Origin of the sequence: Streptomyces sp. MMG1533 (assembly GCF_001279775.1) — a bacterium.
Classification (GTDB): Bacteria; Actinomycetota; Actinomycetes; order Streptomycetales; family Streptomycetaceae; genus Streptomyces.
The window spans coordinates 18,761-36,946 of record NZ_LGDG01000240.1; the positions used below are offsets into that span (position 1 = coordinate 18,761).

The 18,186-nt window shown below is 70.9% G+C and carries 21 protein-coding genes; 14 read left to right on the forward strand and 7 right to left on the reverse strand.

What is annotated here, in order from left to right; genetic code table 11:
- Window positions 1-96 precede the first annotated feature (96 nt).
- On the forward strand, window positions 97-897 hold the full coding sequence (locus tag ADK57_RS31825; RefSeq protein WP_053753094.1) for a CPBP family intramembrane glutamic endopeptidase: 801 nt from the start codon (window positions 97-99) through the stop codon (window positions 895-897).
- Between the two features lie 37 nt (window positions 898-934).
- Here the strand turns inward: ADK57_RS31825 and ADK57_RS31830 are convergent, their stop codons facing one another.
- On the reverse strand, window positions 935-1,744 hold the full coding sequence (locus tag ADK57_RS31830) for a PhzF family phenazine biosynthesis protein (RefSeq protein WP_053753095.1): 810 nt from the start codon (window positions 1,742-1,744) through the stop codon (window positions 935-937).
- Window positions 1,745-2,039: 295 nt separating this feature from the next.
- Here ADK57_RS31830 and ADK57_RS31835 point away from each other — a divergent pair, with 295 nt between their 5' ends.
- A complete protein-coding gene (locus tag ADK57_RS31835; RefSeq protein WP_078973451.1) occupies window positions 2,040-2,666 on the forward strand; it encodes a PadR family transcriptional regulator in 627 nt (208 codons plus the stop codon).
- Window positions 2,667-2,740: 74 nt separating this feature from the next.
- Here ADK57_RS31835 and ADK57_RS31840 read toward each other — a convergent pair whose 3' ends face one another.
- Window positions 2,741-3,169 (reverse strand): SRPBCC family protein, encoded by a 429-nt coding sequence (locus tag ADK57_RS31840; RefSeq protein ID WP_053753097.1) that lies wholly within the window; start codon window positions 3,167-3,169, stop codon window positions 2,741-2,743.
- Window positions 3,170-3,444: 275 nt separating this feature from the next.
- On the opposite strand from ADK57_RS31840, the gene ADK57_RS31845 reads away from it, so the two are divergent.
- From ADK57_RS31845 to ADK57_RS31855, 3 genes are all read left to right on the forward strand, one after another.
- Window positions 3,445-3,984: a Clp protease N-terminal domain-containing protein gene (locus ADK57_RS31845; RefSeq protein ID WP_107091692.1), complete on the forward strand. Its 540-nt coding sequence runs from the start codon at window positions 3,445-3,447 to the stop codon at window positions 3,982-3,984.
- 75 nt (window positions 3,985-4,059) lie between these two features.
- Entirely contained in the window at window positions 4,060-5,064 is a 1,005-nt protein-coding gene (locus tag ADK57_RS31850) for an EamA family transporter (protein ID WP_053753099.1), read from the forward strand.
- A 211-nt stretch (window positions 5,065-5,275) separates the two neighbouring features.
- Window positions 5,276-6,223: a DMT family transporter gene (locus tag ADK57_RS31855; RefSeq protein ID WP_053753100.1), complete on the forward strand. Its 948-nt coding sequence runs from the start codon at window positions 5,276-5,278 to the stop codon at window positions 6,221-6,223.
- A 39-nt stretch (window positions 6,224-6,262) separates the two neighbouring features.
- Here the strand turns inward: ADK57_RS31855 and ADK57_RS31860 are convergent, their stop codons facing one another.
- A complete protein-coding gene (locus ADK57_RS31860; RefSeq protein ID WP_053753101.1) occupies window positions 6,263-6,895 on the reverse strand; it encodes an FMN-binding negative transcriptional regulator in 633 nt (210 codons plus the stop codon).
- On the reverse strand, window positions 6,895-7,578 hold the full coding sequence (locus tag ADK57_RS31865) for a pyridoxamine 5'-phosphate oxidase family protein (protein ID WP_053753102.1): 684 nt from the start codon (window positions 7,576-7,578) through the stop codon (window positions 6,895-6,897). Before ADK57_RS31865 ends, ADK57_RS31860 begins: the two co-directional genes overlap by 1 nt.
- A 35-nt stretch (window positions 7,579-7,613) precedes the next feature.
- Between ADK57_RS31865 and ADK57_RS31870 the strand changes: the two genes are divergently transcribed.
- The gene (locus ADK57_RS31870; RefSeq protein ID WP_053753103.1) at window positions 7,614-8,945 is read left to right on the forward strand and encodes an aminotransferase class I/II-fold pyridoxal phosphate-dependent enzyme; all 1,332 of its coding nucleotides are present in this window, start codon (window positions 7,614-7,616) and stop codon (window positions 8,943-8,945) included.
- Between the two features lie 143 nt (window positions 8,946-9,088).
- Here ADK57_RS31870 and ADK57_RS31875 read toward each other — a convergent pair whose 3' ends face one another.
- Window positions 9,089-10,024 (reverse strand): DMT family transporter, encoded by a 936-nt coding sequence (locus ADK57_RS31875; protein WP_234390473.1) that lies wholly within the window; start codon window positions 10,022-10,024, stop codon window positions 9,089-9,091.
- A gap of 74 nt (window positions 10,025-10,098) precedes the next feature.
- Here ADK57_RS31875 and ADK57_RS31880 point away from each other — a divergent pair, with 74 nt between their 5' ends.
- Entirely contained in the window at window positions 10,099-11,001 is a 903-nt protein-coding gene (locus ADK57_RS31880; RefSeq protein ID WP_053753105.1) for a LysR family transcriptional regulator, read from the forward strand.
- A 6-nt stretch (window positions 11,002-11,007) separates the two neighbouring features.
- Here the strand turns inward: ADK57_RS31880 and ADK57_RS31885 are convergent, their stop codons facing one another.
- A complete protein-coding gene (locus tag ADK57_RS31885; RefSeq protein WP_053753106.1) occupies window positions 11,008-11,469 on the reverse strand; it encodes a pyridoxamine 5'-phosphate oxidase family protein in 462 nt (153 codons plus the stop codon).
- Window positions 11,470-11,605: 136 nt separating this feature from the next.
- Here ADK57_RS31885 and ADK57_RS31890 point away from each other — a divergent pair, with 136 nt between their 5' ends.
- Window positions 11,606-12,256: a cysteine hydrolase gene (locus ADK57_RS31890; RefSeq protein ID WP_053753107.1), complete on the forward strand. Its 651-nt coding sequence runs from the start codon at window positions 11,606-11,608 to the stop codon at window positions 12,254-12,256.
- 4 nt (window positions 12,257-12,260) lie between these two features.
- Here the strand turns inward: ADK57_RS31890 and ADK57_RS31895 are convergent, their stop codons facing one another.
- Window positions 12,261-12,677: a Rieske (2Fe-2S) protein gene (locus ADK57_RS31895; protein ID WP_053753108.1), complete on the reverse strand. Its 417-nt coding sequence runs from the start codon at window positions 12,675-12,677 to the stop codon at window positions 12,261-12,263.
- A 95-nt stretch (window positions 12,678-12,772) separates the two neighbouring features.
- On the opposite strand from ADK57_RS31895, the gene ADK57_RS31900 reads away from it, so the two are divergent.
- From ADK57_RS31900 to ADK57_RS31925, 6 genes are all read left to right on the forward strand, one after another.
- Window positions 12,773-13,528 carry a HipA family kinase gene (locus tag ADK57_RS31900; RefSeq protein WP_053753109.1) on the forward strand — a complete coding sequence of 252 codons (756 nt, stop codon included), beginning with the start codon at window positions 12,773-12,775 and terminating at the stop codon, window positions 13,526-13,528.
- Window positions 13,525-13,908, forward strand: coding sequence for a DUF3037 domain-containing protein (locus ADK57_RS31905; protein WP_053753110.1), 384 nt, complete (start codon window positions 13,525-13,527; stop codon window positions 13,906-13,908). The genes ADK57_RS31900 and ADK57_RS31905 overlap by 4 nt, the downstream gene beginning before the upstream one ends.
- A gap of 125 nt (window positions 13,909-14,033) precedes the next feature.
- Window positions 14,034-14,795: a 3-oxoacyl-ACP reductase FabG gene (gene fabG, locus ADK57_RS31910; protein WP_030041431.1), complete on the forward strand. Its 762-nt coding sequence runs from the start codon at window positions 14,034-14,036 to the stop codon at window positions 14,793-14,795.
- Between the two features lie 12 nt (window positions 14,796-14,807).
- On the forward strand, window positions 14,808-15,563 hold the full coding sequence (locus ADK57_RS31915) for an SDR family oxidoreductase (protein WP_053753111.1): 756 nt from the start codon (window positions 14,808-14,810) through the stop codon (window positions 15,561-15,563).
- 193 nt (window positions 15,564-15,756) lie between these two features.
- Window positions 15,757-17,337 carry an ABC transporter substrate-binding protein gene (locus ADK57_RS31920; protein WP_053753112.1) on the forward strand — a complete coding sequence of 527 codons (1,581 nt, stop codon included), beginning with the start codon at window positions 15,757-15,759 and terminating at the stop codon, window positions 17,335-17,337.
- 129 nt (window positions 17,338-17,466) lie between these two features.
- Window positions 17,467-18,150, forward strand: a complete 684-nt coding sequence (locus tag ADK57_RS31925) for a uracil-DNA glycosylase (RefSeq protein WP_053753113.1) — start codon at window positions 17,467-17,469, stop codon at window positions 18,148-18,150.
- Window positions 18,151-18,186 lie beyond the last annotated feature (36 nt).

Sequence of the window (18,186 nt, forward strand, 5' to 3'; positions counted from 1 at the left end):
TCCGACGGCCTGTCGCGCACGATCCTCGTAACTTCTTTCGAGACCCTAGCGGCGCGGCGGTGGGGATGAGGCGGGATTACCCAACTGGAGGCAGGCGTGCAGGCGGAGGCGGGCTCGGTGGCCGATTCTTTTCCTGAGGAGCGGCCCTCGCGACGGATCTTCCGGGACGAGACCCTGCTCGTTCTGGGGCTTTCGCTCGGTGCGAGTGGTGTGTCCGCCCTGATCAGCTTTGTCGGATCGGTCACCAAACCGGGAGGTCTCAAGGACCAGGCGGCCACTCTCAACGCCTCTGCCGCCCCCGGCCGACCCTGGCTGGATCTCGCCTGGCAGCTGTTCGGGATCGCCTCGGCGCTCGTGCCCGTCGCGCTCGTCGCGCACTTCCTGCTGCGTGAGGGGCAGGGCCTGCGCACTCTCGGTTTCGACCGTACCCGCCCCTGGCCGGACCTCGGTCGCGGGGCCGCGGTCGCGGCAGTGATCGGCAGCACCGGAATCGCCTTCTACCTGGCCGCACGCGGTCTCGGCTTCAACCTCACCGTGGTGCCCGAGGCGCTGCCCGAGGTGTGGTGGAAGTACCCGGTGCTGATCATGTCCGCGATGCAGAACGCGATCCTCGAAGAGGTCATCGTCGTGGGCTATCTGCTGCGCCGCCTCGGCCAGTTGGGCTGGACGCCCGGCACCGCGCTGGTGGCCAGTTCCGTACTGCGCGGCTCGTACCACCTCTACCAGGGCATCGGCGGCTTCATCGGCAACATGGCGATGGGCGTGGTGTTCGTGTACCTGTACCGCCGCTGGGGCCGTGTGGGCCCCTTGGTGGTGGCGCATTCCCTGCTCGACATCGGGGCGTTCGTGGGCTACGCGCTGCTGGCCGGCAAGGTGGGCTGGCTGCCGACGGCGTGAGCCACCGGCAGCATGCCGTACGCCCTCGGGGGCCCGGCTAGGCCAGGAGCTCGCCCTCGATCACCGTCACCGCGCGGCCCGTCAACAGGGTGCGGTCGCCGCGCAGTCGTGTACGGACACGGCCGGAGCGCGGGGAAGCCTGGAGGCCGGTGAGGTCGGGGCGGCCCAGGCGCTCGGACCAGTAGGGGGCGAGGGCGGTGTGGGCGCTGCCGGTGACCGGGTCCTCGTCGATGCCGATGCGCGGGAAGAAGCAGCGGGAGACGAAGTCGTAGCCGCGGGCCGGGTCCTCGGCGCGGGCGGTGGCGATGATGCCGCGCTCGGAGTGGGCGACGAGGGCCTTGTGGTCGGGCGTGAGGGCGTGCACCGTCTTCTCGTCCGGGAGTTCGACGAGCAGGTCGCCGATGTTCGGGCCGGTGTCGAAGGCTGCGAGCGGCTCGGCGCCGAGTGCCTCGGCGACGCCGTCCGGGAGCTCGACCGCGGTGAGCGGTGCCGTCGGGAAGTCCATGGTGATCGAGCCGTCCTCGCCGGGCGTCGCCACGAGCACGCCGCTGCGGGTGGCGAACCGCACCGGGCCCGCGTGGGCGCCGGTGCTGTGCAGGACGTGCGCCGTGGCGAGCGTGGCGTGACCGCACATGTTGACTTCGGCGACGGGCGTGAACCAGCGCAGCGCCCAGTCGGCCTCGCCGCCCTCGGGCAGCCGGTGCGCGAACGCCGTCTCGGCGTGGTTGACCTCCAGGGCGACGTTCTGGAGCCGGTCGTCCTCCGGGAAGGCGTCGAGGAGCAGGACTCCGGCCGGGTTGCCGGCGAAGGGCCGGTCGGTGAAAGCGTCGACTATTCGGATGCGCATGCCCCGACGCTAGGGGGTGCGCAGAGGCGTGGGCCAAGGCCAATTCCGGAGTATTGGACCGAGTTCGGAGGGCCGGTGGCGGTGGCGCCGTGCCGTATCCGCCGATTCCGCTCCAACTCGAGGCCGCTCGGCTGACGTTGCGCCCGTGGGCCTGGTCCGAGGTCGACGCCCGTCGCGCGATGCGACCGGATACGTGGCCCGCTGGGCGACGCTCGGGCAGGGGCTTGCCATGCCGACTCTTCCGATATATCGTTGACGCATCGCGACAGATCAACGATGGAATGGAGTGATTGCGATGCGTTCCCACGGATTCGAACGTGGACATGGTGGTGCCGGTCGTCAGGGCGGCCGAGGCGGTGACGGTCGGCGTGGTGCCTTCGGGCCCTTCGGGCCGGGCGGCCCCGGTGGCGGTCCCGGCTTCGGCGGACCTGGCTTCGGGCCGGGGCCCTGGGGGCCCCGGGGTCGAGGCGGACCGCGGGGGAGGGCGCGGCGCGGTGACGTGCGCGCGTCGATCCTGGCCCTGCTGAAGGACCGGCCCATGCACGGGTACGAGATGATCCAGGAGATCGCCGAGCGCAGTGGCGGGGCGTGGAAGCCCAGCCCCGGTTCGGTGTACCCCACCCTCCAGATGCTGGAGGACGAGGGGCTGATCGCCAGTGAGTCCGAGGGCGGCAAGAAGCTGTTCTCGCTCACCGATGCCGGCCGCACCGCGGCCGACGAAGGCCCCGACGCGCCCTGGGAGGAAGCCTCCCGCGGTGTGGACTGGGAGGCCCTCGGCGAGATCCGCCAGGCCGGCTTCGGTCTGATGGAGGCCTTCGGGCAGGTCTGGAAGACCGGCAGCAAGGAGCAGCGCGAGAAAGCGGTCGCCGTCATCAACGACGCCCGCAAGAGGCTGTACCTGATCCTCGCCGATGAGGACTGACCGCCGTACGGCTGTGAAGAGGCGCCCCGCGGAGTGATCCGCGGGGCGCCTTCGCGTGGGCGGCCGTACGGCCGTCAGCCCACCAGGCCGGCCAGCTTGCGCAGTGACTCGTTGAGCGCCGCCGTCGCCGAGTCCTTGAGCTTGCCCGCCATCAGCGAGACGGCGGCGCCGGTGAACTCGCCGTCGATGCGGACCGTCGTGGCGTCACCGTCGGGGGCGAGGGTGTACCGCGTGGCGACGGTCACGGCCATCGGGCCCTTGCCGCGGATCGCGAGGACCCGGGCCGGCTCCAGTTCCTCGATGGTCCACTCGACCTCGGCCGGGAACCCCATGAGCTTCATGTTCTCCTGGAACGTCCCGCCGACGGCGAGGCTCTCCGGCCCGCCCTTCGGAAAGCTCGTGTGCGTCGCGTTCCACTCGCCGTACCCGGACCAGTCGGTCAGTCGGGCCCAGACCTTCTCCGGAGGTGCCTCGATACGTGCCTCCGCGTTGACTTCGGCCATGCGGCCACCTCTTCGTCTCGGGCTACGGTGTCGCGGAACGTAGCCGCAGGGCCCGGAACATTCAATACTGATGAACCGTCAGAAAGGCTGGGGTGCTGTGGCGTCCCGGTTGCGTCCGGGGTGCATGGCAAGGCGGCGCGCGCCACGCAGGGCAGTAGGGCGTGATCTCATCCGTAAGGAGGAGATTCCGGCCCACCGAGTCCGCTTCCCGTGGGACGCGAGAATGCTTCCTTTCGCGGATGACCCGAGAGAGCGGGACTGATGGGGTAGGGGGTGTGCAAGCCCGTATCCCCCGGCAGTCGGCCCAAGAGCCCGGCGGTCGGCCCCCGTTCCTCACGGACAACGATGCCAGGCTCAGTGCCGAGTTGGCAGCGGTGGTCTCCGGTGCCCGCAGGCGGGCGGTCCGGGACGGGGACCGGCAGATCGACACGGCCCATCTGCTGCACTCGCTCCTGGAGAGCGACCCCGAGGTGCGGGACCTCTTCGCCGCCGAACCGCAGTTCTCCCGTCTCCTCGGCTACCTCGTGCAGCGCAGCATCGGTTACGGGCTGCGCTGGCAGGGCACCGTCGAGGACTCCGGTGCCGTACCGGTGGTGACCGAGACCGAGGGCTTCTCGCCGCTGGCCGCCGGGGCGATGGAGTACGCCTGTGCGCGTGCCGCCCGGCGCGGTGGCGGCCCGGCCCGTGGCATCGACCTGCTCGCGGCGATCGTCGTGGACCCGCAGGCGCGGGCCGTCGAAGTACTCGGGCGCGCCGGGATCGACGCGGGCGGGGTCTTCACACAGGTCGACCGCCGCCTCCACAGGAGCATCTGACCGAAGGCGTACGGCGGTCCAGACGCTGAGACAGGTGTCAATGGGGGTGACGCTCATGTCATCGCCTGTCATCATGTGCCGGTGCATACGTCTGAGAGCAGTCAGGGCCACCGTGGAAGGGGCATCGGGCTCGGCCTCGCGCTCGGGTCCGCGCTTGCCTTCGGCGGATCCGGAGTCGCGGCGAAGCCGCTGATCGAGGCGGGCCTCGACCCGCTCCACGTGGTGTGGCTGCGCGTGGCGGGGGCGGCCCTGGTGATGCTGCCGGTCGCCGTGCGCAACCGCGCGCTGCTGCGCCGCCGCCCCGCGCTGCTCGCCGGGTTCGGTCTGCTCGCCGTCGCGGGTGTCCAGGCCTGCTACTTCGCCGCGATCTCCCGGATACCCGTCGGGGTCGCGCTGCTCGTCGAGTACCTCGCGCCCGCCCTCGTCCTCGGCTGGGTGCGGTTCGTGCAGCGGCGTCCGGTGACCCGTGCCGCCGCGCTCGGCGTGGTCCTCGCGGTCGGCGGGCTCGCCTGTGTCGTCGAGGTCTGGTCGGGCCTGAGCTTCGACGCGCTCGGTCTGCTCCTCGCGCTCGGCGCCGCCTGCTGCCAGGTCGGTTACTTCGTCCTGTCCGACCAGGGCAGCGATTCCGGCGAGGACGCACCCGACCCGCTCGGGGTCATCGCGTACGGCCTCCTCGTCGGCACCGCCGTGCTCACCGTCGTGGCCCGCCCCTGGAACATGGACTGGTCCCTGCTCGCCCACAGCGCGGACATGGACGGCACACCGGTCGCCGCCGGTCTGCTGCTCGGCTGGATCGTGCTCGTCGCCACGGTCCTCGCCTATGTCACCGGCGTGGTCTCGGTGCGCCGGCTCTCCCCGCAGGTCGCCGGGGTCGTCGCCTGCCTCGAAGCGGTCGTCGCCACGGTCCTCGCCTGGGTGCTGCTCGGCGAGCACCTCTCGGCACCGCAGATCATCGGCGGCGCGGTCGTCCTGGTCGGCGCGTTCATCGCGCAGTCCTCGGCGCCGGCCAAGGGTTCCCCGGAACCGGTGGCCAGTGGCGGCACGGAAAGGGAGTTGTCGGCCCGCGGAACCTCCGCCTAGGCTCCCGATCATGCATCCCCACCGCATCGTTCTTCCGCCGCCGGCCGCCTGAGGCGGGCCATCCGGCGAACCAGGAGTGTCCTGAGACACCTCTGAGCCCGGCACACCGCCGGGCGGAACGGTGCTGCCCGCAGAAGAAGTCCGAGGACCCCGCCGAGCGGGCGTCCTTTCCCGAACTTCAGCGCATGTTGCGCATCTGCGGAGAGAACGCGTGTCGAATGCTGCTTCCGGCCTGCCCATCGGGCGAGGCCTTCTCTACCTGATCGTCGCCGGTGTCGCCTGGGGCACCGCTGGCGCGGCGGCCGCCCTGGCCTACGGGGCCAGTGACATCGGGCCCGTCGCCCTGTCCTTCTGGCGCTGCGCCGCCGGGCTCGTGCTGTTGCTCGTCGCCCGTCGCCTGCGTCCGGGCGGCGCGCGGACCGCCGTACGCGAACCGCTCCGTCGCAAGGCGCGGCGGGCCGCTGTCACGGGGGTCGGTCTGGCCGTGTTCCAGACGGCCTATTTCGCGTCCGTCGAGGCCACCGGCCTTGCCGTGGCCACCGTCGTCACCCTCGGCGCGGGTCCCGTCCTCATCGCGCTCGGCGCGCGGCTGACGCTGGGGGAGCGGCTGGGGCGGGTCGGGGCGCTGGCCGTCGGCGGGGCGCTCGCCGGGCTCGGGGTGCTGATGCTCGGGGGCGAGGACGCCTCCGTACGCCCGTGGGGTGTCCTGTTCGGGCTGATGTCGGCGGCCGGGTGCTGTGTGATGACCCTGGTCACGCGGGGGCGGGGCCGTGACGGGGGTGCGGATGCCGCGAGTACGTCCGTGTGGACGTTCGCGGTGACCAGCCTGTGCCTGCTGCCGTTCGCGCTGGCCGAGGGGCTGGTGCCGCAGACCACCCAACCGGGTCTGCTGCTGTGGCTGTTGGCGTACATCGCGGCCGTCCCCACGGCCCTCGCGTACGCCCTGTACTTCGCGGCCGCTGCCGTCGTCCGTTCCACCACCGTGTCCGTGATCATGCTGCTGGAACCGGTGGGAGCCGCGGTGCTCGCCGTGGCGCTGCTCGGTGAACGGCTCACCCCGACCACGCTGGCCGGCACCCTCCTGATGCTCGGGTCGGTCACCGGGCTCGCGGTGGCGGAGGCGCGGGGCGCGGCGGACGGGCAACCGGTGCTCGTGTGACGACGAGTGGCCCTTCCCGAGGGAAGGGCCACTCGGGGCTCACGTTCCGCGCCGGTCCAGCAGCTGCTCGCGCGCCGCGGCGTCCCGCGGACCGCTCCGGTCCGCGAGCCCGGCCGCGATCCGGTCCCGGACCTCCGCGGGCCGGTGTCCCGCGTACTTGAACTTCGCCCGTACGGCGACCACGTCGAGCCGCAGACCTCGGATCCCGGACAGCAGCCGCCCGTACGGAGCCTCGCCCACCGCGGCCCGTGCGGACCCGCCCTCCGGTTGGAAGTGGCCGACCTGCCGGTTGAGGAGGGCGGCCTTCTCGGCCGGGTCGTCCACGACATGGGCCGTGCACCGGAGTTGGACCGCCGCGTACAGGCTCGTGGGCGTGCCGTGCTCGGACGGGCCGTCCGGTGGCGCCTGCCAGGGGCCGGGGACGTACGCATAGTCGTCGACCACGCTCAGCAGGACCTCCGGGTTCGCCTCCAGGGCGGGCCACAGGGGGTTGGGGCGGGCCAGATGTGTGAGCACCTCGGCGCGCTCGGCGTCGTAGGCGAAGTGCAGCGGCTGGACGTACGGCGGTTCGCCCGCGAGGCCGCCCACGGCGAGCTGTCCGAAGTCGTGGACGGACAGCCACTGTTGCCATTCGGCGTCGTCGCGGGGCGCGTCCCACGGGTGGATCAGCATCACAGGGCCGCCAGGTAGTCAGGGACTTCGGTGCCGGGGGCCAGGTCGGCGTCGGCGACCGGGGCCTCGTAGCCCTTGCGCAGCGGGACGACTCCGGCCCAGTGCGGGAGGGCGAGGTCCTCGGGCTCGTCGTTGACGCCGCCGGTGCGGAGCTTGGCCGAGACCTCGTTCAGGTCGAGGCGGATCACGGCGGTGGCTGCGAACTCCTTCTTGTTGGCCGGCCGCGAGTCGCGGGACCGGCCCGGTACGACGTGGTCGACCAGCGCGTCCAGGGCCACCCGCTTCTCCTCGGGATCCGTCACGTCGTGGGCGATGCCGTGCACGACGACCGACCGGTAGTTGATCGAGTGATGGAAGGCCGAGCGGGCCAGGATCAGCGCGTCTACGTGCGTGACGGTCAGGCACACCGGGAGCCCCGGGTCGGCCTCTCCGCTCATCCGCAGTGGGCGCGAACCCGTCGAGCCGTGGACGTAGAGCCGCTCGCCGACCCGGCCGTACAGCGTGGGCAGCACGACCGGTGCGCCGTCACGGACGAAACCCAGGTGGCAGACGTAGGCCTCGTCGAGTATCGCGTGCACCAACTCCTTGTCGTACGAAGCCTTGTGCGCGGCGCGCGTGGGGACGGTGCGGTCGGTCGGGGCGTAGGCGGCGGGCTGCGTCGTCGTCTGCTGGGTCCCCTGCATTGCGCTCTCCATTGCACTAGTGCATAATTGGCTTTGTGCTAGGAGATTACCCGATCAGCGGTCGGCGCGCAGTGGAGATTTCGGCGAGCGTCGAGCAGGCGGTGGGCACCGGTGAGCTGGCGCCCGGCCAACTGCTGCCTCCGATGCGGGAGTTGGCCCTCGAACTGGGCGTGAATCCCAATACCGTCGCGGCCGCCTACCGCACCCTGCGCGAGCGCGGGGTCATCGAGACCGCCGGGCGTCGGGGCAGCAGGGTGCGGCCCAAGCCGGCCACCACCGGGCGCGAGCACATCCGCGTGGAGGTGCCCGAGGGAGTGCGGGACGTGTCGAACGGCAACCCGGACCCGGCGCTGCTGCCCTCCCTGGCGCAGGCCTTCGCGGCGGCCGCCGAGCAGAGCGACAGACAGCCGGTCATGTACGGAGAGGCTCCCGTCGAGCCGGAGTTGGCGCGACTCGCGCGGGCCGCACTGGACGCCGACGGAGTGCCGGACGGGCCCCTCGCCGTCGCGTCCGGATCGCTGGACGCCATCGAGCGGGTCCTCGCCGTCCACCTCAAGCCGGGGGACACCGTCGCCGTGGAGGATCCGGGGTGGGGCAGCCTGCTCGACCTCGTGCCGGCGCTCGGGCTGCGCATCGCGCCCGTGGGTGTCGACGACGAGGGGCCGCTCCCGGACGACGTGCGCGGTGCCCTGGCGGCCGGCGCGCGCGCCCTGATCGTCACCGACCGGGCGCAGAACCCGACGGGTGCCGTGGTGAGCGCCACGCGCGCGCGTGCCCTGCGCTCCGTCCTCCGGGCGCATCCGGAGACCCTGCTGATCGAGGACGACCACGGCCACGGAATCGTCGACCTGCCCCTGCATCCTCTCGCGGGCGTGACCCGCGGCTGGGCCTTCGTGCGCTCGGTCGCCAAGGCGTACGGCCCCGATCTGCGGCTCGCCGTGCTCACCGGGGACGCCGTCACCGTCGACCGGGTGCGCGGGCGGCAGCGGCTCGGGCCCGGCTGGGTCAGCCGGATCACCCAGGGGGCCGTACTGCGGCTGTGGGCCGACGGCGCGCTGGACACACCGGCGGTGGCGACGGCGTACCGGGCACGCCGCGACCTGCTGATCGACGCGCTCGCGGCCCGCGGCGTCGAGGCCCACGGGCACTCCGGCCTGAACGTGTGGATCCCGGTGCCCGACGAGACCGGTGCCGTCGCCCGCCTGCTGCACTCCGGCTGGGCCGTCGCACCCGGCGCCCGCTTCCGGTTGAGCGCACCGCCCGGCATCCGCATCACCGTCTCGACGCTCGACGCCGAGGAGACCGGACCGCTGGCGGACGCGGTCGCCTCCGCCATCGGTCCGGCCCCGGTCCGAAGTTACGTCTAGGGCGCTCTGGCCAGGGGCCCTGGCCAGAGCTAGGGCCAGGGCCAGAGCCAGGGCCAGAGCCGGGGCCAGAGCCGGGGCCAGAGCCAGAGCTAGGGCTAGAGCCGGGGCCAGGGCCAGAGCCGGGGCCGGGGCCATAGCCACGGCTAGAGCTTGGGCTTCGGCCTGACCTGCGTCAGCGCCGCCCCCGCCAGCACGATCGCCGCCCCGACCGGCGTGGACCAGCGCAGCGACTCGCCGAGGATCGCGACGCCGGCGGCCGTGGCGATGACCGGGATGAAGTAGGTGACCATCTGGGCCGTCGTCGGACCGACCTCGGCGACCAGGCCGTACTGGAGGAGGACCGCAAGGCCCGTGCCGAGGGCGCCCAGGGCGGCGATCGCCAGCAGGGGAGTGATCGCGAAGTGGCCCGGGAGGCTGGTGAACAGCGGGGTGACCACTGCCAGTTGGAGCGTGGCCAGCAGCAACTGGGCCCCGGTCAGTGACAGGTTCGAGTGGCTGGAGCCGGCCAGGGTGCGACGCACGTATATCCAGCCGATCGGGTAGCTGAGCGACGCCAGCAGGGCCATCGCCGTGCCCGTGGCGTCCAGGCCGTGGAAGCCCTGCCAGGCTCCGAGGACCGTCAGGACACCGAGGAAGCCCAGGCCGAGGCCCGCGACCCTGACCCGGGTCGGCCGGTCCTCGGAGAGGGCGACCAGGGACAGGGCCATGCCCCACAGCGGCGAGGTCGCGTTGCAGATGCCGGCGAGCGTGGACGGGATCGTCAGCTCGGAGTAGGCGAAGAGCGAGAACGGCAGCGCGTTCAGGAAGAACGCGGCGACCGTGAGATGCGCCCAGGTGCGCGTGCCGCGCGGGAGCCGTTCCCGGCGCACGGCCATCGCGGCGGCGAGCACCGCCGTGCCGAAGGCCAGGCGGCCGAGCGTGACCTGGAAGGGGGCGTAGCCCTCGGTGCCCACCTTGATGAGCAGGAAGCTGAAGCCCCAGATCAGTGAGAGGGCGCCGAAGCGCAGGCGCCAGTCGAGGGCGGGGCGGGGTCGGGAGTCGGTCGGGACCGCGGTGCGGGCGGCTGTGACGGTGCTCATGGGGACAACCATGGCTCGCACAACCTCGTAGCACAATCGAGATTTCGAATGCGGTATCTCGTAGTATTGCTTATATGTTGAACCTGGAGCGCCTGCGCACCCTCGACGCCCTCGCCCGGCACGGCTCGGTCAGCGGCGCGGCCGAGGGTCTGCACGTCACGACGTCGGCCGTCTCGCAGCAGATGTCCAAGCTGGAGCGGGAGGTCGGCCAGCAGCTCCTCGCCAAGAACGGGCGGGGGGTGCGGCTCACGGACGCGGGCCGACTGCTCGCCGAGCACGCGGCGCGCATCCTGTCGCAGGTCGAACTCGCCCAGTCCGACCTGGAGGCGCAGCGCGGACAGGTCGTCGGCGAGCTCAGACTCTCGGCGTTCCCGACGGCCGCGCGCGGCCTGTTCCCCACCGCGCTCGCCGCCCTGCGCACACAGCACCCGGCGCTGCGGATCCGCTCCTGCGAGCTGGAACCCGAGAGCGGCATCGCCGGGGTGATCCGCGGCGACCTCGACCTCGCGGTCGTCCTCGACTGGTACAACAAGCCGATGCCGCTGCCCGACGGCCTGGTCAAGGCGCATATCCTGGACGACCCCGCCGACGTGGCGCTGCCGGCCGGCCACCGGCTCGCGGACCGCGACGAGGTGGACCTCGCCGAGTTCGCCGAGGACGAGTGGATCACCTGGGGCGAGGGCGAGTTCTGCCACGAGTGGCTCATGTTCACGCTGCGCTCCAAGGGCATCGAGCCGATCGTCGGCCACCGCGCCGCCGAGACGCACACCCAACTCGGTCTGGTCGCGGCCGGGTTGGGGGTGTGCGTCGCCCCCTTGCTGGGACGGCACCCGATGCCCTCGGAAGTCGTCACCGTCCCGCTGAAGCAGCGGGTGCGCCGGCATGTGTACGTCGTCTGGCGCGCGGACGCCGACCGCCGCCCGTCGATCCGGGCGGCGGTGAAGGCACTCAAGTCGGCGGGCGAGAAGCTGGACTGACCACAGCTACCCCAGCTTGCGGAAGTCCCAGGAGACGATCTTCTCCGGGGTCAGCCGGATCCACGCGTGCCGGCCGTCGTGCGGCATCTCGTCCAGCCGGAAGTTCTTGCGGGCGAACAGGGTCTCGGGCAGGTCGAGTTCCGCGCGCAGCTCCCCGGTGCGGGGAGCCTCGCCCACGAACTCCACGGTGCCGGACAGCTCGACGCCGCGCAGTTCGTCGTACTCCTCGCCCGTGTCCACCACGATCGCGACCCGCGGATCGCGCCGCAGATCGGTCCACCGCTTGCTGCGCACCACCGAGTAGAGCCACATCGACGTGCCGTCCCAGGCGAACCAGAGCGTGCTCACGTGCGGGGCGCCGTCCGCGGACACGGTGGCGACCCGGCAGGTGCGCTGGCTGGTGAGGAACTCGTCCAGCTCACCCGGTGTCATCATGATCTTCCGGCCCCGGCGCTGAGTGACGGTCATGCGGCCCCCTCTTTCTCCCACGTCGTGTCAGAGGAGATCCTCTGACATCACGTCAGAAAAGGATGAGACGTCTTCCGTCCCCGCGCAATGGTGGCTAGTCTCACCCGCCCGACACCGTCGGTGACAAGGGGGATTCATGCCGTCGTACGACCGGCTCCGCGAGCTCCTCGACCCCGCGACCACCGTCCTGCTCACCGTCGAGTGCCAGCAGGGCGTGGTCGGCCCCGACGGCGCCCTGCCCGAACTGGCCGACGAGGCACGCTCGTCGGGCGCCCTCGCCAACGTCGCCCGGCTGGTCGCCGCCGCGCACGAGGGCGGCGTCCAGGTGATCCACGCGATCGCCGAGCGCCGCCCCGACGGCCGCGGCGCCGGCCGCAACGCCCGCCTGTTCCGCGCCGCCGAACGGCTGCCCGTCCAGCAGCTGTCCGGCACCACCGCGGTGCGCCCGGCGGCGCCGATCGAGGTCGCCGAGGAGGACTTCGTCGTACGACGGCTGCACGGGCTGTCGCCGATCCAGGGCACCGAGGTCGACGCCCTGCTGCGCAACCTGGGCTGCCGCACGCTGATCGTGACCGGGGTCTCGGCCAACGTGGCCATCCCCAACACCGTCTTCGACGCCGTGAACCGCGGCTACACCGCCGTCGTGCCGACGGATGCCATCGCGGGGGTGCCCTCCGACTACACCCCCGCGATGATCCGCCACACGCTCGCCCTGGTTGCCACGCTCGCGACCACCGACGAGGTGCTGTCCTGCATGAAGCGGCCACGCCGTACCGGACGCGCCTGACGGCTCACGCGAGTTCGATGGAGTCCCCGCTCACGGTGATCTTCTCGGCGGGCAGCGCCTGGGTCGCCGGCCCCTTCTGCACACTGCCGTCGTTGACGGAGAACTCGCTCTTGTGGCACGGACAGGTGATGACACCGTTGGCGATGCCCGTCACCGCGCAGCCCTGATGGGTGCACTTGGACGAGAACGCCTTGAAGGTGCCCGCCGACGGCTGGGTGACCACCACGCCCTGCTCCTTGTAGATCTTGCCCCCACCCTCCGGAATGTCCGACGTCTTCCCGAGGACGGTGCCCGACGACGACTCGGACTCGTCGTCCGACCCGCACGAGCTCAGCGCGACGGAGATCCCTGCCGCGCCGACCGCCGCCACGACGGTTCGACGGGAGGGTGCCCCAACGGGCGGAAGCGGTTCGCTGGTCATCCTGACGTCCCTTCCACGGATGCCTCGTGATCTGCACAGAGGTACGGTCCGGGGGCAGGCGCCGTTCAGGGGTCGCGGAGATCTAATCTGGGGCGATGCTCAAGGAAGTCATCGCGACCCGCTACATCACGCCCCTGCGTGAGGGCGGCTCGCTGCCGGGGCTCGTCGAGGCCGACGACCGCGGGACCTACGTCATGAAGTTCACCGGCGCCGGGCAGGGCCGCAAGACACTGGTCGCCGAGGTCGTGTGCGGGGAACTCGCCCGGCGGCTCGGCTTCCGGGTGCCGCGCCTCGTGACGATCGGGCTCGACCCGGTACTGGGACTCGCCGAGCCCGATCAGGAGGTGCAACAACTCCTCAGATCCAGCGGAGGGTGCAACCTCGGGATGGACTTCCTCTCCGGCGCCCTCGGCTTCGACCCCCTCGCTTTCACGGTGAGCCCCGAGGAGGCCGGCCGGATCGTCTGGTTCGACGCACTGGTCAACAACGTCGACCGCTCCTGGCGCAACCCCAACCTGCTGATGTGGCACGGTGAGTTGTGGCTCATCGACCACGGCGCGACCATGATCTGGCACCACAACTGGCCCGGCGCCGAGGCGTCCGCCGCGCGGCCCTACGACATCTCGGACCACGCCCTGAAGCCCTTCGCCCCGGATGTCGCCGAGGCGGCCGCGCAACTGGCACCGCTGGTCACCGAGGAACTCCTCGCCGAGGTCACCGCCGAGATCCCGGACGTCTGGCTGACCGACGAGCCAGGCTTCGACACGCCCGACGACCTCCGCCAGGCCTACGCGCGGCCCCTTCTCGCGCGCGCGGCCACCGTCCACGAGCGCATCCAGGGGGACAAGTGAGCGAGCGGGACGTCTTCGAGTACGCGCTGCTGCGGGTCGTACCCCGGATCGAGCGCGGCGAGTGCATCAACGCCGGGGTGCTCGTGTACTGCCGTGCCAAGTCGTACGTCGGCGTGCGCACCCACCTCGACGAGGCGAAGCTGCTGGTCCTCGACCCGGACGCGGACGTGGCCGGCGTGCGGGCCGCCCTCCGGGCCGTCGAGGGTGTCTGCACGGGCGGCGAAGCGGCAGGTCAGGCCGCCCGCGACGACGCCGGACGGCGCTTTCGCTGGCTGATCGCGCCGCGCTCGACGGTCGTCCAGCCCGGTCCGGTGCACACCGGGCTCACCGCCGATCCGGCGGCCGAGCCGGAGCGGTTGCTGAATCTCCTGGTGAGGTAATGGATCACACCCGGCTCGTATGACGTTGACACCGGGTGCCAGGGCTTCTAGCGTCACGTCTGCTGAAGGTACTAAGCGGTCGCTCACCAGATGGGCGTCCTTCTCGAGGGCGAGGAGAACCAGCAATGTCCACCACTGAGCAGCGGGTCGCCGTGGTCACCGGCGGAGCGCGCGGCATCGGCGCCGCCACCGCCGTACGACTGGCCGCCGAGGGTCGCGCGGTCGCCGTGATCGACCTGGACGAGGCCGCCTGCAAGGACACCGTGGAGAAGATCACCGCGGCCGGCGGCAAGGCGATCGCGGTCGGCGCGGACGTCTCCGACGAGGCCCAGGTCGAGGCGGCCGTCGCGCGCGTCGTCGCGGAGCTCGGCGCCCCGACGATCCTCGTCAACAACGCGGGCGTGCTCCGCGACAACCTGCTGTTCAAGATGAGCGTCTCCGACTGGGACACCGTCCTGAACGTGCACCTGCGCGGCTCGTTCCTGATGACCAAGGCCGTCCAGAAGCACATGGTGGACGCAGGCTTCGGCCGGGTCGTCAACCTCTCCTCGTCCTCCGCGCTCGGCAACCGCGGCCAGGCCAACTACTCCGCCGCCAAGGCCGGTCTGCAGGGCTTCACCAAGACCCTCGCCATCGAGCTCGGCAAGTTCGGCATCACCGCCAACGCCGTCGCCCCCGGCTTCATCGCCACCGACATGACCGCCGCGACGGCCGCCCGGGTCGGCATGGGCTTCGAGGAGTTCAAGGCCGCGGCCGCCACCCAGATCCCCGTGGCCCGCGTCGGCGAGCCCGACGACATCGCCAACGCCATCGCCTTCTTCACGAACGAGGCCGCAGGCTTCGTCTCCGGCCAGGTGCTGTACGTCGCCGGCGGACCGCTCGACTAGGGGATCAGGAACATGACTTCGGAACTCTCCGGCAAGGTCGCGCTCGTCACGGGCGCCAGCCGCGGCATCGGTTACGGCGTCGCCGAGGCGCTCATCGCGCGCGGCGACCGCGTCTGCATCACCGGGCGCAACGAGGACGCCCTCAAGGAGGCCGTCGAGCAGCTCGGCGCCGACCGGGTCATCGGCGTCGCGGGCAAGGCCCACGACGAGGCCCACCAGGCCGTCGCCGTCGAGCGCACGATGGAGGCCTTCGGCCGCGTCGACTACCTGGTCAACAACGCCGGTACCAACCCGGTGTTCGGGCCGATCGCCGACCTCGACCTGGACGTCGCCCGCAAGGTGTTCGAGACCAACGTGGTCTCGGCCCTCGGCTTCGCGCAGAAGACCTGGCACGCCTGGCAGAAGGACAACGGCGGCGCGATCGTCAACATCGCCTCCGTCGCGGGCGTCTCCGCCTCGCCCTTCATCGGCGCCTACGGCATCAGCAAGGCCGCGATGATCAACCTGACCCTCCAGCTGGCGCACGAGTACGCGCCCAAGGTGCGGGTCAACGCGATCGCTCCGGCCGTCGTGAAGACCAAGTTCGCGCAGGCCCTGTACGAGGGCCGCGAAGCGGAGGCCGCCGCGGCCTACCCGCTGGCCCGCCTCGGCGTGCCTTCCGACATCGGCGGCGCCGCCGCGTTCCTCACGTCGGAACAGTCCGACTGGATCACCGGCCAGACGCTCGTCGTCGACGGCGGCATCTTCTTGAACGCCGGCGTGGGCTGACGTCCAGGTGATCTCGGCACGGGCGCCCGTTGACGGAAACGGCGCCCGTGCCGACATACAGAACCCTCACAGAGCCATGACAACGTCGTCATAAGCGAATCGATCAAGAGAGCGATTCCCCGGGAGGTTCAGTCGGCGGAGCGCTGCGGTATGGTCTGCCGACATTTGGTACGGCATTTCGAGGAGCAAGCGCGTGTTCATCCGGAACCGATACCTGCCGCCGCTCGCGGCCCTGGCGTCCATATCCATGGTGGCCGGATGTGGTGTGTTCTCCTCGGACGCCTCCGGAGACGAGGCGCCGGTCGTGGTGGGAACCACCAGTGCTCCGGCCACGCTGGATCCCGCGGCTTCCTGGGACAACTCCTGGGAACTGTTCCGCAATGTGTACCAAACACTCCTGAACTACTCTCCCGGTGGGGCCGAGCCCGAGCCCGACGCCGCCGAGAGCTGTGGTTTCACGGACGGGTCGAGCACCGTGTACAGCTGCAAGCTGCGCAAGGGCCTGAAGTTCTCCGACGGGCACGCCCTGGACGCCAAGGCCGTCAAGTACTCGATCGACCGGATCAAGAAGATCAACGTCAACGGCGGTCCCGCGGGTCTGCTGGGAACTCTCTCCCGGGTGCAGGTGAAGAGTGACCGTGAGGTCGTCTTCCACCTCAGCCAGCCCGACGCCACCTTCCCCCTGGTGCTGACCACGCCCGCCATGTCGATCGTGGATCCCGAGGAGTACCCCGCGGACGCGCTCCGCAAGGACGGAAAGATCAGCGGCTCGGGGCCCTACAGCCTTGCTTCCTTCGAGGAGGGCAAGAAGGCCGAGCTCGTCCGCAACGACAACTACAAGGGCATAGCGGACCGCAAGAACAGCGCCGTCACCATCCGCTACTTCCAGAAGTCGGACGAGATGGTCAAGGCCCTCAAGGACAAGGAGATCGCGGTCATCTATCGCGGTCTCGGCGCCTCGGACACCGTGGACCTCCAGACCAACCAGAAGGCGGAGGGGCTCCAGCTCGTCGAGAACCCCACCACCGAGATCAGTTACCTGGTTTTCAACCCCAGCGACCCGTGGGCCGCTAAGCCCGCGGTCCGCAAGGCGGTCGCCCAGGTCATCGACCGCCCGGCGCTCGCGCACAACGTCTACAAGGACACCGTCGAGCCGCTGTACTCCATGGTCCCCAGGGGGCTGGTGGGCCACACCACGGGCTTCTTCGACGACTTCGGGGCCCCCAGCGTGCCCAAGGCCGAGCAGATCCTCAAGGAAGCGGGCATCACCGATCGCGTCCCGCTGACGCTCTGGTACACGAGCGACCGCTACGGCTCGACGACCAAGCCCGCCTTCGAGGAGCTGAAGCGACAGCTGGAGGCCTCCGACCTGTTCAAGGTCACCCTCAAGAGCCGCCCCTGGAAGAGCTACGTGGAGGGGTACCAGAAGGGCGAGTACCCGGTGTTCGGGCGCGGCTGGTTCCCCGACTTCAACGACGCCGACAACTTCATCGCGCCCTTCGTGGGTGAGCAGAACGCGCTCGGTACCCCGTACGAAGCGCCGGAGATCACCAACAAGCTGCTGCCGGAGTCGCGCGCGGAGAGTGACCGTGGGGCCGTGGCCGAGCAGGTCAAGGAGGCCCAGCAGATCTTCGTGGACGACGTGCGGCTGCTGCCCCTGTGGCAGGGCAAGCAGTACGTGGCCGCGAACGAGGAGATCGCCGGTCTGGAGAAGGTCATCGACCCGGCGACGATGATGGACATGTGGGAGCTGTACTGGAAGGCCAGCTGGTAGGGGGCCGGTTGCGCGGTCCGCGGGGCCGGCTGTCAGTGGCCGCCTGTAGGTTCTGAGACCTGGAGGCGACCGCGCACCGCACACCGGTGCGGCCGCACCACAGTGACCGCACACCGTAAGGAAGTTGACGTGACCGACATCGCCATGCTGCCCGAGTCCTGGCGCGGGGTCCTGGGCGACGAACTGCAGCAGCCCTACTTCAAGGAACTGACGGAGTTCGTCGAGGAGGAGCGGGTGAAGGGTCCCGTCCATCCTCCGCGCGAGGAGGTCTTCGCCGCGCTGGACGCGACACCGTACGAGCGGGTGAAGGTCCTCGTCCTCGGCCAGGATCCGTACCACGGCGAGGGCCAGGGCCACGGCCTGTGCTTCTCGGTCCGTCCCGGGGTGAAGACCCCGCCTTCGCTGCGCAACATCTACAAGGAGATGAAGGAGGAGCTCGGGCTGGAGGTCCCGGACAACGGCTATCTGATGCCGTGGGCCCGGCAGGGCGTCCTGCTGCTCAATGCGGTCCTCACGGTCCGGGGCGGCGAGGCCAACTCGCACAAGGGCCGGGGTTGGGAGAAGTTCACCGACGCGGTGATCCGCGCGGTGGCCGACCGGCCCGACCCGGCGGTCTTCGTGCTGTGGGGCAACTACGCACAGAAGAAGCTCCCCCTGATCGACGAGACCCGCCACGTGGTGATCAAGGGCGCCCACCCTTCCCCGCTGTCCGCCAAGAAGTTCTTCGGCTCCCGCCCGTTCACGCAGATCAACGAGGCGGTCGCCCGCCAGGGGCACGAGCCCGTCGACTGGACCATCCCGAACCTGGGCTGACCCCCCGCCGGGCCGGTTCCCCGCCGAACCGGCCCG